This is a genomic window from Allobosea sp. 10N428 (genome assembly GCF_056394545.1).
Window position 1 is genome coordinate 300,803 of the sequence record NZ_JBFTIC010000002.1, and the last position, 11,452, is coordinate 312,254.

General features: G+C 63.0%; 13 protein-coding genes. 4 read left to right on the forward strand and 9 right to left on the reverse strand.

Annotation, left to right across the window (positions count from 1 at the left end):
- Positions 1-8: 8 nt before the first annotated feature.
- The gene (locus AC1DDA_RS07855; RefSeq protein WP_476795332.1) at positions 9-1,487 is read right to left on the reverse strand and encodes an NAD-dependent succinate-semialdehyde dehydrogenase; all 1,479 of its coding nucleotides are present in this window, start codon (positions 1,485-1,487) and stop codon (positions 9-11) included.
- Positions 1,488-1,613: 126 nt separating this feature from the next.
- On the opposite strand from AC1DDA_RS07855, the gene AC1DDA_RS07860 reads away from it, so the two are divergent.
- The 3 genes from AC1DDA_RS07860 to AC1DDA_RS07870 all read left to right on the forward strand — a co-directional run bounded on the left by AC1DDA_RS07860 (position 1,614) and on the right by AC1DDA_RS07870 (position 2,707).
- On the forward strand, positions 1,614-2,081 hold the full coding sequence (locus AC1DDA_RS07860) for an Lrp/AsnC family transcriptional regulator (RefSeq protein WP_476795333.1): 468 nt from the start codon (positions 1,614-1,616) through the stop codon (positions 2,079-2,081).
- A gap of 14 nt (positions 2,082-2,095) precedes the next feature.
- Positions 2,096-2,284, forward strand: a complete 189-nt coding sequence (locus AC1DDA_RS07865; RefSeq protein WP_476795334.1) for a hypothetical protein — start codon at positions 2,096-2,098, stop codon at positions 2,282-2,284.
- A gap of 153 nt (positions 2,285-2,437) precedes the next feature.
- Complete coding sequence (locus AC1DDA_RS07870) at positions 2,438-2,707, forward strand: ABC transporter permease (protein ID WP_476795335.1); 270 nt, start codon at positions 2,438-2,440, stop codon at positions 2,705-2,707.
- 62 nt (positions 2,708-2,769) lie between these two features.
- Here the strand turns inward: AC1DDA_RS07870 and AC1DDA_RS07875 are convergent, their stop codons facing one another.
- The 6 genes from AC1DDA_RS07875 to speB form a co-directional block, all read right to left on the reverse strand.
- Complete coding sequence (locus AC1DDA_RS07875) at positions 2,770-3,540, reverse strand: creatininase (RefSeq protein ID WP_476795336.1); 771 nt, start codon at positions 3,538-3,540, stop codon at positions 2,770-2,772.
- Between the two features lie 27 nt (positions 3,541-3,567).
- Positions 3,568-4,644 carry an ABC transporter ATP-binding protein gene (locus AC1DDA_RS07880; protein ID WP_476795337.1) on the reverse strand — a complete coding sequence of 359 codons (1,077 nt, stop codon included), beginning with the start codon at positions 4,642-4,644 and terminating at the stop codon, positions 3,568-3,570.
- Entirely contained in the window at positions 4,644-5,474 is an 831-nt protein-coding gene (locus AC1DDA_RS07885) for an ABC transporter permease (protein ID WP_476795338.1), read from the reverse strand. Before AC1DDA_RS07885 ends, AC1DDA_RS07880 begins: the two co-directional genes overlap by 1 nt.
- Positions 5,471-6,298, reverse strand: coding sequence for an ABC transporter permease (locus AC1DDA_RS07890; protein ID WP_441513197.1), 828 nt, complete (start codon positions 6,296-6,298; stop codon positions 5,471-5,473). Before AC1DDA_RS07890 ends, AC1DDA_RS07885 begins: the two co-directional genes overlap by 4 nt.
- Positions 6,299-6,420: 122 nt before the next feature.
- Positions 6,421-7,422, reverse strand: coding sequence for a polyamine ABC transporter substrate-binding protein (locus AC1DDA_RS07895; protein ID WP_476795339.1), 1,002 nt, complete (start codon positions 7,420-7,422; stop codon positions 6,421-6,423).
- Between the two features lie 176 nt (positions 7,423-7,598).
- Positions 7,599-8,654: an agmatinase gene (gene speB / locus AC1DDA_RS07900; protein ID WP_476795340.1), complete on the reverse strand. Its 1,056-nt coding sequence runs from the start codon at positions 8,652-8,654 to the stop codon at positions 7,599-7,601.
- 255 nt (positions 8,655-8,909) lie between these two features.
- On the opposite strand from speB, the gene AC1DDA_RS07905 reads away from it, so the two are divergent.
- Entirely contained in the window at positions 8,910-9,764 is an 855-nt protein-coding gene (locus AC1DDA_RS07905) for a LysR family transcriptional regulator (protein ID WP_441513194.1), read from the forward strand.
- 222 nt (positions 9,765-9,986) lie between these two features.
- Here the strand turns inward: AC1DDA_RS07905 and AC1DDA_RS07910 are convergent, their stop codons facing one another.
- On the reverse strand, positions 9,987-10,382 hold the full coding sequence (locus AC1DDA_RS07910; RefSeq protein WP_441513193.1) for a hypothetical protein: 396 nt from the start codon (positions 10,380-10,382) through the stop codon (positions 9,987-9,989).
- Positions 10,364-11,371 (reverse strand): sugar-binding transcriptional regulator, encoded by a 1,008-nt coding sequence (locus AC1DDA_RS07915; protein WP_476795341.1) that lies wholly within the window; start codon positions 11,369-11,371, stop codon positions 10,364-10,366. Before AC1DDA_RS07915 ends, AC1DDA_RS07910 begins: the two co-directional genes overlap by 19 nt.
- Positions 11,372-11,452 lie beyond the last annotated feature (81 nt).

The window sequence follows — 11,452 nt, forward strand, 5'->3', positions numbered from 1 at the left end:
CTCCTTGATTACGCTGCCAGATTGCCGAAGCAGACATATTTCGCTTCGAGATATTCGCTGAGGCCGTGGCGCGAGCCCTCGCGGCCGAGGCCGGATTGCTTCCAGCCGCCGAAGGGGATCGGCGCGCCGGTGAATTTCGGCGTGTTGACCGCGACCATGCCGTATTCGAGCTGGTCGGTGAGACGCATCGCCCGGCGCAGATCCTCGGTGTAGAGATAGGCGGCGAGCCCCATCTCGGTTGCATTGGCGCGGGCGACGACCTCCTCCTCGGTATCGAAGGGCAGGATCGCGGCGACCGGGCCGAAGGTCTCCTCGCGGGCGATGAACATGTCGTCGGTGACGTCGGCCAGCACCACAGGCTGGACGAAATTTCCGCCGAGCGGGCTGTCCTGCCCGCCCGCGACGAGGCGGGCACCCGCGGCGAGCGCCTGCGCGATTTGCTCGCGGCATTTCGCGGCGACGGAGGGGCGCGTCATCGGGCCGATATCGACGCCCTCCTCCAGACCGTGCCCGACCTTGAGGCGGGCTGTGGCCTCCGCATAAGCCGCGACGAAGCGCTCATAGGCGCCGCGCTGGACATAGATGCGGTTGGCGGCGAGGCAGTCCTGCCCCGAGGTCGCGAACTTCGCCGCGATGCCGCCCATGACGGCCTTGTCCAGCGGCGCGTCGTCGAAGACGATGAAGGGGGCGTGGCCGCCGAGCTCCAGCGAAGTGCGTTTGACTGTCTGCGCGGCATGGCCGAGCAGGAGGCGGCCGATTTCCGTCGAGCCGGTGAAGGAGAAGGCGCGGATCTCGGTATGAGCCAGCAGACGATGCGCCATCGGCGCGGCATCGCCGGTGAGCACCTGGAAGATGCCTTTCGGGAAGCCGACCTCCTCGGCGAGCTTCGCCAGCGCCAGCGCCGAGAGCGGCGTTTCGGGAGCGGGCTTCACCACCATCGCGCAGCCGGCCGCAAGCGCCGCACCAGCCTTGCGGGTGATCATCGCGCTGGGGAAGTTCCACGGCGTCACTGCGGCGGCAACCCCGATCGGCTGCATCTGCACCGAGAGTCGGCTGCCCGGCATATGGCTCGGGATGGTCTCGCCATAGCTGCGCTCGCCTTCGGCCGCGAACCAATCGAGGAAGGCCGCGGCATAGGCGATCTCGCCATGGGATTCCGCCAGCGGCTTGCCCTGCTCGGCGGTCATGATCACGGCGAGGTCGTCGACATTGCGCCGCATCGCCGCCGCCCAGTCGCGCAGCAAGCGGCCGCGCTCGACAGGTAGGGTCTCGCGCCAGAGCTTCTGGGCAGCAACGGCTGCAGCCACTGCCTCATCCACGGCTTCCAGCGGCAGCGAAGCAATGGTCACGATGGCTTCCTGCGTCGCGGGATCAACGACCGGGATCTGCTCGTCCGCCACGCGCCAGCTTCCATCCACGAAAGCCCGGCTCTCCAGCAAGTCGGCACGCGTCAGTTCTTTCAGCGCTTTCGCGGATAAACCCCTCATCGCATCCTCCGCTTCGATGATTGAACGGCGGGGAGGCTAACGTGGGGAATGCCACCTATGCCGCCGAAACAGGCGATTTCGCGAGGAATTTCGGCTTAGATCGACGGCAAGACGCAGGGATTCGGCATGCTTGAGCTCGACAGCCTCGATCGCAGACTTCTGGATGCGGTGCAGCAGAACAATCGGTTGACGACAGCCGAACTCGGCGAGCGCGTCGGTCTCTCCGCGACCGCCTGCCAGCGCCGCCTCAAGCGCCTGCGCGATGAAGGCGTGATCGAGGCCGATGTCGCTATCGTCTCGCCGCGTGCCGTCGGGCGGCCGCTCTCGATGCTGGTGCTGGTCACCCTGGAGCGCGAACGCGCCGACATCGTAGACCGCTTCAAGGCTTCGATCCGGGCGACGAAGGAGGTGATGATCGGCTTCTACGTCACCGGCGAGGCCGATTTCGTGCTCCACGTCACGGCGCGAGACATGGAGGATTACGAGCGCTTCACCCGCCGTTTCTTCTACGAGAACCCCGACATCAAGGGCTTCAAGACTCTGGTGGTGATGGACCGGGTGAAGGCGAGTTTCGCCCTCCCCTTCGATCCGTAAGCTCAAGGCAGCGCATGGCCGGACATCACAAGCTCGATCGGATCGACATCAACATCCTGGGGTATAATCAGGGGCTATGGAGCAAGGCTCGACCTCGCGAAACTAACGAGCAGCGTGACCGTGTTCACGGAGTGACGCCGGGTGACCATGGGATCGACGACTTCACCGAGTTCGAGGCCGGCATTCGAGACGTCGACGGCTGATGGAATGCCATTTAATAAGTGGCGGGTACGCCTATCTGCTGCGTTCCTCGCGCCGAATATCGCGCGTTACCAGGAGCAAATAGAGAGCCCGCTCCGACCCAGTATCGGGATCGAGAAATACTTCAGCTATGTCGCTGGCAAACCAAGCTGCTCATGCTGATGCCGCGGATGCTGAAGGTCGTCGTCGCACCTGCCGCCAGCAACAGGATCGCGCTGTTCAAGACGACGCCCTATCTGGCGATCGTCGGCGTCAGGGAGATGCTGGGCACGGCTTTCGACCAGGCCCCGGAATCCTTCCGCTATCTCGAGCCGATGAGCGTCGTGGGAATTCCATTTCCAGCCTGCTGTCTAACCATCGCGCAGGCGGTGAAAAAGCTCGGAGCCGAGTCATCCGGCGTGCCGCTGGGCGTACCCGCATGGTGACACCGAGCGGGTACGCGACCACCGGAGAGCGCTCTGGCGCTCAAACTCCAAGCCAGACGGCTCTAAGTTTGATCGAACGCCTGCTTCAATGCCTGTGTCAGGCTGGAAACATAGGCATCGAGAAATTGCTTGCCCTTGTCCGCAGTCGCCGCGGTCGCGGTGTTGAGCACGCCATCCGATGGAACGGCTTCGATGTCGTGCGGCCAAAGCTCGTAACCCGGCACGCGGGACGGCGCATGTTCGACCAGGCGCTCCATATGGACGAGGTCGGGCCGCAGATGCAGCATCATGGAAGTCTCCATGATGCCGGCGTGCTCAAGGTCCCAGTCGATCTGCGTCGTGCCGAAGATGGCAGTCGCGGTTTCCGCGGGCAGGAACTGCCAGTAGCCGACATTGAGAATGCGAAGGCCATCGGCGAGGTGTGCGTTCTCGCGGTAGGCGAGATCGCATCCTTCACTGACATGCCAGAGATTCTCGGTGTGGCCGACGATGAACGCGATGTTGCGCACGCCATGCCGCACGAATTCGCGCGAGATGTCCTTGACCTGCGCGATCAGGCTCGCCGCATCGAGGCTCGTCGTGCCCGGAAAGTGCTGCCCTCCGCCGGAGCGCGGCATGGATTTGTAGCCATACGCCAGCGGCGGCGCGACGAGATAGCCGCCGCCCTCAGCTACGCCTTCGCACACTGCCGTCGGCAGGATGACGTCGACCGAAAGGGGCAGATGCGGGCCGTGCTGCTCGGTCGCGCCGACCGGAACCAGCAGGGTGGCGCCGCGCGCGATCGCACCGCGGTATTCGAGCCACGTCATTTCGGTCATTCGGAAGCTGGTCACGTCATTTCCCCGTATTCTCTCGGACGATCAGGTTTCGAGGACATAGGCATTGCCCGGCTGCCAACCGGCGAACAGTGCCTCGCCATGCGCCGGCGCAAGCTGCTCGAACTGGTGCAAGGGCAATTGGGCCCGAAGGCTGCGCTCATCGCCGGCGTCGAGATGAACCACCACAACTGAGCCGACAAACTGCTCGCCCAGGACGCGCACCGGCACGACGTTCGGCAGATCGGGACGCTCGCGCGACAGCGTCAGGAAATCGGCGCCGATCACCAGCTCGACCTTGCGTCCCGGTGCCAGATCGCTGCTGCGCGGAAGCTGCAGGATGCCGAAGCCCGACTCGATCATCGAGCCACCGCCATCGGTGCGAACCTTGCCGGCGATGATGTTGTTGGTGCCGATGAATTCCGCCACGAAGCGGTTCGCCGGCTTGCGAAAGATCTCCCGGGGAGCGCCGACCTGCTGGATCGTTCCGCCGTTCATGATCACCACGCGGTCTGCCATGGCGAAGGCTTCCGACTGGCTATGGGTGACATAGCAGAAGGTGATGCCGAGCTGTTTCTGCAACTGGATCAATTCGGCCTGCATCTTCACGACGAGATGGGCATCGAGCGCGCTCAACGGCTCGTCCAGGAGCAGCAGTTCAGGTTCCAGGACGAGCGAGCGCGCCAATGCGACACGCTGGCGCTGACCACCGGACAATTGCGTGACCGGGCGCGTCGCGAAGGCGCCGAGACCGAGGCGTTCGAGCCAGCCATCGGCCTTTGCGCGCCGGGCCGCGGCATCGACGCCGCGCATCTTCAGGCCGAATTCGACGTTCTGACGAACGTTGAGGAAGGGAAAAAGGGCCAGGCTCTGCCAGACCAGCGGGGTTTGGCGCTGCCAGGGGTCGACATGGTTCAACACCTTGTCGCGCAGCCGGATCTCGCCGGCCGTCGGCACTTCGAGCCCAGCGATCATGCGCAGCGTCGTGGTCTTGCCGCAGCCACTGGGGCCCATGATGGCGATGAACTCGCCGGATTCGACGACCAGATCGATCGATTTCACCGCAGTGAAACCGCCATAGTCCTTTTCAACCTTATCGAGAACGAGCAGGGGCGAGTTCATCACGCGTCGCTTTTGTTCGAAGAAATCGGGGAGCGCTCTGGACGGTCGCCGGTCCGGCGCCAAGAGAACAAGGCCAGCGCCACAAGCGCCAGGAGGATGGTCACGAAGAAGACGATGCTGCCGATCGCGTTGACCCGCGGGCTGACCTCCCGCTGCAGCAGGACCAGAATCCGCACCGGCAGCGTCTCGTTGAAGCCGGAGACGAACCAGGCCATCGCGAACTCGTCGAAAGAAACGGCCATCGTCAGAAAGAAGGCGGCCAGGATCGACGGTAGCGCAAAGGGGAGAATGACATGCCGCAGCGCCCGTGTCTGGCCAGCTCCTAGATTCCAGGCCGCCGCCTCCAGATCGGGATCCATCTGCGACAGGCGCAGGCGGATCAGCGCCATGGCGAAGGGCGCGCAATAGATCACATGGGCGATGATCACCGAATGCAGGGCGCCCGCGAGGGAAAGCTGGCTCTGGTAGACCAGCATGGCGAGGCCGAGGATCATCACCGGGACGTTTGGCGGCAGCATCGCCAGCGCCACATAGACCGCCTTACCCGTGAAATTGTAGCGATAGTCGGTATAGGCAGCGGTGAAGCCGAGGACGGTCGCGATCGCGGCCGAACACACCGCCACGATCAGGCTGTTGGCGAGCCCCGACCGGATGGCCGGCTCCGTCAGAACCGCGACATACCAATCCGTGCTGAACCCCTGCCAGGGCAGGCTCGGAAAGCGCCCGGCATTGAAGGAAAAGACGAAGCTCGAGACGATCGGCGCCAGAATGAAGGCGATCATGAGCACGACGTAGCCGAGCAGCGCCCAGCCGATCAGACGGTTGGTCATCGCGCTGCCGCTCCCTGCTTTCCGTAAGCGAGCTTGAGCGCGCCGAGGCCCGCCGCAAGCAACGTCACGACCATGACCATGGCGATGACTGAGGCGCGGGGCCAATCCGACCCTGAGCGCACCGTGTCGACCATGAGGATGCTCAGGACCGGCGGCTTGCTGCCACCCAGAAGGGTCGGACTGACGAAGTCACCAAAGGCGAGGACGAAGGCAAATGTCCCAGCCAGGACGAGGCCAATCTTGGCCGAGGGGATGACGACCGCGAACACGGTACGCAGGCGGCCGCACCCCAGATTATGGGCGGCCTCGATGAGGCGCCGGTCGACATTGGACAGGCTGATCAACTGGATCAGCAGGACCAGCGGAAAGCAGAGGGTGACATAGCCTACCATCGTTCCGAACAGGTTGTTGTACATCCGGAAGGGGCCGAGCCCGAGCCCGCCGAGAGCGAGATTGATCAGGCCCTGATCCGTGAGCAGGATCTTCCAGGAGTAGATGCGCACGAGATAGCTGGTGAAATACGGTGTGATCAGCAGGAAGACGACGATGCGGCGAACGCCGGCCGAAGCGCGGTAGGCCAGGTAAAATGCCCCCGGGAAGCTCACGAGACTCGTGATGGCTGCGGCAAGCAGCGCATAGAGCAGCGTGCGCAGATAGATGTCCCAGAAATAGCCGGTCGAGAGCACCTTGTTCCAGTTGGCGAAGGTGAAATCGGGTGAAAGCGCGAAGTTTCGGACGCTCCAGAACGTCATCATGACGAGGAAGCCGAGTGGCACAACGAACAGCAGTATCTGGCAGACCAGCATCGGAGCGCCGAGGGCCACTCCGAACAGGCTCCTTCCACCGCTGGCGCGGCCTTCGCGGGTCGCGTCGCCTGGCATTGTCTTGAGTTCCCGTAAAGAAGGACAGCGAGCCGGTGGCAGCGAGCTGCCACCGGCCATGACGATCACGCGTTCTTGAATCGAGTCCAGACGTCGGTCCATTCCTCGATGGACTGCTGCGTCGGCAAACCGCGAATCTGGATCTTGCCCTCGGTGATTTCCGTCATGACGTTGCGCATATCGAGTCGATGCTCCAGCAGATCGGCCATCTTCGGGTCCGTCTTATTGAGCAGTTCCCAGGCGGCCTTGTTGGGCATCGACGCGACATAGGACGATTTCGTCGCCGTCTTCACCTGCCCCTCGGGCGAGGCGCGGTATTGCAGGAACTTGACCGCGAGATCCTTCTTCCGCGACGAGGAGACGATCGAAAGCGACTCCGTCCATTGCACCGCGCCCTCGTCGGGAATGGTGGCCGTAATGGGCACGCCGTTCTTCTGCAGCAGAATGGCTGCCCAGGCGCCGACGCCCGGCATGACCCAGGCCTCGCCATTGGTCAGCGAGGAGAAGACAGACGACCACGGGCCGATTCCGGACATCTGCGGCGACAGCGACAGCAAGGTCTGGCTGAGCTTTTCGAACTGCGCCTTATTGAGGTCTGAGGGCGGCTTGTTGCCATTATACATGCTGAGGCACGACATATTGGGCAGATACCAATCGTACATGCCGACTTTCTTGGCGACTTTCTTGTCCCAGAGAACCTTGTAGGATTTGGCTTCTTCGGCCGAGATCTTCGTGTTGTTGTACACAAGCCCGAGATAGCCGAAGCTGTTCATCAGCGAATAGAGCTTGCCGTCCTTCCAATGGGTCGGAAATTTCTGGAACTGCGGCCAGAAATCGTTCAGCGGATATTGGGCCGGATCGAGCGCGTCGATCTTTCCGGCCTGAGCGAGCATGGTGACGTATTCGGCATCGGTCAGGACGACGTCGAAAGTGCCCGGGGGTGACGATTGCAGCAGCGCCAGCATCTCCTCGCCGCCGGTATATTCCTTGGCCTGGACTTTGACGTTGTACTTCTTCTCGAACTCGCCGACGACCTCCGGGCCGGCGTGCCCAGGCCAGCTCAGCAAGCTCAGAACCTGATCATCCGCGGCCAGGGCCGGCCGAAGCGATGTGGAGACAGATGTACCCAGACCGATCGCTGCACCCGTCCTGATGAAAGAGCGGCGCGAAACGTGACGGCTGAAGAAGCCGCGACCTTCGAATTTATCCATTATTTTAATCCCCTCTGATCGATTGCTGGTTATTATTGCGGTTTTTCACCGTTCTTCAGTGCTATGAGGCATAGGAGCTCGAACAGAACCTGCGCGGCAATCTGCGCGGTATTGCTGGTCGGATCGTATTGGGGAGCGACCTCGACAACATCCGCCCCGATGATATCGAGGCCGGCAAAACCACGCAGCAACTGCAGGGCCTCTCGCGGCAGGAGGCCGCCCACCTCCGGCGTGCCGGTCCCCGGCGCAAATGCCGGATCGAGGCTGTCCACGTCGAAGGTGATGTAGGTGGGGCCATCGCCGACGACCTCGCGGGCCTTCGCGATCACGGCCGGGATCCCCTGTTCGACCAGTTCCTCGGCGTGGATGACGGTCATGCCCGAGGCGTAGGAAAACTCCCAAAGATATTCCGCGCCGCCGCGAATTCCGATCTGAACGGTCCGGCGCGGGTCCAGGGCGCCCGCCAGAACGGCCTCGCGAAACGGGCCGCCATGGTGGAACTTCGAGCCTTCATAGGGACCGGCGGTGTCGCAATGCGCGTCGATCTGGATCATTCCCACCGGCCGCCCTGCGCCCAGCGCCTTGAGGATCGAGCCGGTGATCGAATGGTCACCGCCGACCGAAAGCGGGGCGGCCCGCGTCCCGGACACCATGCGGTAGCAGGCTTCGATATCGGCATGGCATTCAGCCAGATCGAAGCGGCTTCTCATCGGCACGTCGCCGACATCGGCAACGGCGAGCGTGCCCATCGGCGCCAGCCGCAAGATATGTTCGTAAGGGCCGACCCGATCGATCGCCCTGACGGCTCGCGGCCCGAAGCGGGCGCCATTGCGATTGGTCACGCCGAGATCCATCGGAACCCCGATGAGCGCAACATCCAAGGTTTCCAGAACGTCCGGGTTCAATCCATTCGCGATGAAGGGCGCATCCAGCAGCGTGGCAGGATCGGCAAATGGCCATTTGCGGCCGTCGGAATCGCGAAAGATCTGCCGCGCGACGTCCCGGAAATGCGGATCAAACATCTCGCCGCCTGCGGCGCTGCCATAGCGCGCCCGCAAGTCTTCCAGGTCGAGAATATCAAATGGCATGATTGTCGCTTCACCGTCCGGGCTTCGTCGCCTTCCGGGTATCGGCCCTCGAGAAGCGACGCATTATCTGGCCTGGACGGTGGCACCCCGGCTCCATCCCGCATAGCCTCAAAAGACTGGAGAGGGTATAAGGAAAACTGAATGCCGAGCCGGAAGGCACGCGAAGGCGCCTGGCACTCCAGATCTTGTAATCATATGAGAAACAAGGGAACTTTAGGCGACTCTGCGCGCCCGCAATATAATGATATGTGAACGATGAATCTCGACCCCTACCTCCTGCGCGCCTTTTTGACTGCCGCCGAAATCGGCACGGTGAATGGCGCGGCGAACACCCTGAATCGCACCCAGGCTGCCGTCAGCATGCAGATTCGCAAGCTGGAGGATCTGGTCGGCAAGGAATTGTTCGAGCGCTCCTCGCGCGGCTTGACGCTGACCGCAGACGGCCAGCTTTTCGCCACCTACGCGCGCGAGATGATTGCCCTGAACGAGGAGGTACGGCGGCGATTTCAGGGGGACGAGATCGAAGGACGGGTCAGGCTCGGCGTCGTCGAGGATTTCGCGGCGACGCGGCTGATCCAGATCCTCAAGGCATTCCGCGATCAGAATCCGAGGATCGACATCGATATCATCGTCGAGCCCAACCGCCGCCTCGCCTCGCTGTTCGAGGCCGACAAGCTCGATGTGACGATCTGCGACGTCTCTCAGATCGCTCGCAAGCCGATTTTGGTCTGGAACGAGGAACTGCACTGGATCGCGCGCTCAGACCTGGTTCTATCGACCGACGCGCCCTTGCCGATCATCATGTTCGCGGAATCCTGCCCGTGGCGCGCGCCGACGATGGCTGCCCTTGCGAGCCTCAAGCGCAGATGGAGCGTCGTCTGCGAAGCGTCGACCTTGGTCGCCATGATCACCGCCGTACGTGTTGGAATTGGCATCGGGCCGATGATCGCCGCGACGGTGCCAAGCGACTGTCGCATCTTGGATGGTTCGGGTTCCTTTCCCCGGTCTCCCTATATCGATGTCGGGCTCTATGCTCACTCCGCCGCGTCCAGCGAGGCTTCCTACCTCGCCGATTTCATCGCCCGGAACAGTCGCCTCAGGAAGTTTTGAAGAGAGGCGGCAGCCGATAAGCGCCGGGTGCGGACGATACCATGGCGAAGTCGTCCGCAACGACAGTTGCTAACTGGGTGGGCTCCCAATCGGAGCGGGCGGCGCACCTCAGCGGCAGGTATTATCGGCACCACTCAATCGTTTAGCGCGGAACTATCGAGAAACCGAGCAGGTCAGTGCGCTCAGCAGGCTCTCGCCAGCAGGCATCTCCGCTGCTCGCGTTCAGGGCAGCTGCTGGTCTTCGAAGAAGCCGTCCAGCGGGATTTGCGTGGTTTTCTCGAAGTCGTCCATCGCTGCGAGCAGACGCTGGCGATAATTCAAGAGAGCCAACAGCAATTGCGCAGCATCGCGCGAAAGGCCGTAGCGAGCCCAGCTCTCAGAGGTTCGCGGCTCAAGGCCGATCTTGTCCCCGAAGGCCTCGACCGTTGCGAAGCCCAATCTCTGGACGACTTCGAGCAGTTCCTCAGCCGACATGCGCGGCTTGACGACATGAGAATGCACGCGCTCCAGCATGAGGCGAACGTCTGAAGGGCGGAACTGAAGCGAGTTTTGTGCGAATTGCCCTAAATTGCTGACCATCGAACCCTCCCGAATCTCTTCTATGCGCGTGCGCGCCATTCACTCTGTCGTGCTTCGGCGTTTCCGGCCAGCAGGCCTTCGGCGGCGCCTTCATCCGTAATCAGGACCTTGGCGCCGCTCGCACGCAGGGCTGCGCGGATCGCTCCCTCCTTATGCGCGCCGCCGGCGGCGATCGCGACCAGCCCGATACCCCGCAGGTCCGCAGGGCTGATCGCCATCACGCGCTGGTTGACGGGGTGATCGACCAATTGCCCTTCGGCATCGACGAAATGGCAGACGAGGTCGCCGACGGCACCCGCCTTCTTCAGCGAGACCAGATCGGCACGAGGCAGGATCGCTTCGCGGAACAGCGTCGAATCCGGGGCGAGATCGCCGACGCTGATCAACGCGAGGTCCGCCGCACGCGCCCGATCGATCAGGTCCCGCAGCGTCGGCTCGCGCCAGAGCGCCTCCCGTAGCTCGGGGCTTGAAACGAAGACCGGCGCCGTGAGCTGAAAGCAATCCGCTCCGAACATGTCGGCGACGCGGCGCGCCACGGCGGACGGATTGATGCTGCGCGAATGGGTCAGTCCTCCGAGGAGCGACACGACCGACATCGCCTCGATCTGTCGCGGCTGGATGCCGCGTAGCGCCTGGTGCAGCGTCTGCCCCCAGCCGACCGCAAGCGACATGTTGTCTTGCAGCCGGTCCGAAAGCCAAACGCCCGCGGCATGGCCGACCAGCGCCGAGATGTTGGCCGGATCGCGCGCCGTCGGCACGACCACCGCCTCCTGCAGTCCGAAGGTGGTGACCAGCCCGCGCTCCAACCCGACCTGCCGGGCCGAGCGCGCCTCGATCCTGATCTTAACCAGGCCTTCGCTGCGCGCCGCGGCCAGCATGCGGACCACCTTGATCCGGCTGAGGCCGAGAAGGTCTGCGATCTGCTCCTGCGTCAGCCCCTCGACATAATAGAGCCAGGCCGCACGAACTTTCGCATCCGCAACCGACTCCTCACGCGGGAAATGTCCAGAATCGAATGTGTCTTCCACCGTTTCGTCGCCAAGCTGCCCCGCACTCGTTGCCAACATCGCAGCATCGCAATGCGAAACGCAATAGGTCCGCACATATGG

Excerpts from the sequence above, each read along its gene's own strand:
- AC1DDA_RS07855 (WP_476795332.1), bottom strand. The coding sequence starts at position 1,487 with ATGAGGGGTTTATCCGCGAAAGCGCTGAAAGAACTGACGCGTGCCGAC.
- AC1DDA_RS07860 (WP_476795333.1), top strand. The coding sequence starts at position 1,614 with ATGCTTGAGCTCGACAGCCTCGATCGCAGACTTCTGGATGCGGTGCAG.
- AC1DDA_RS07865 (WP_476795334.1), top strand. The coding sequence starts at position 2,096 with ATGGCCGGACATCACAAGCTCGATCGGATCGACATCAACATCCTGGGG.
- AC1DDA_RS07870 (WP_476795335.1), top strand. The coding sequence starts at position 2,438 with ATGCTGATGCCGCGGATGCTGAAGGTCGTCGTCGCACCTGCCGCCAGC.
- AC1DDA_RS07880 (WP_476795337.1), bottom strand. The coding sequence starts at position 4,644 with ATGAACTCGCCCCTGCTCGTTCTCGATAAGGTTGAAAAGGACTATGGC.
- AC1DDA_RS07885 (WP_476795338.1), bottom strand. The coding sequence starts at position 5,474 with ATGACCAACCGTCTGATCGGCTGGGCGCTGCTCGGCTACGTCGTGCTC.
- speB (WP_476795340.1), bottom strand. The coding sequence starts at position 8,654 with ATGCCATTTGATATTCTCGACCTGGAAGACTTGCGGGCGCGCTATGGC.
- AC1DDA_RS07905 (WP_441513194.1), top strand. The coding sequence starts at position 8,910 with ATGAATCTCGACCCCTACCTCCTGCGCGCCTTTTTGACTGCCGCCGAA.
- AC1DDA_RS07910 (WP_441513193.1), bottom strand. The coding sequence starts at position 10,382 with ATGGCGCGCACGCGCATAGAAGAGATTCGGGAGGGTTCGATGGTCAGC.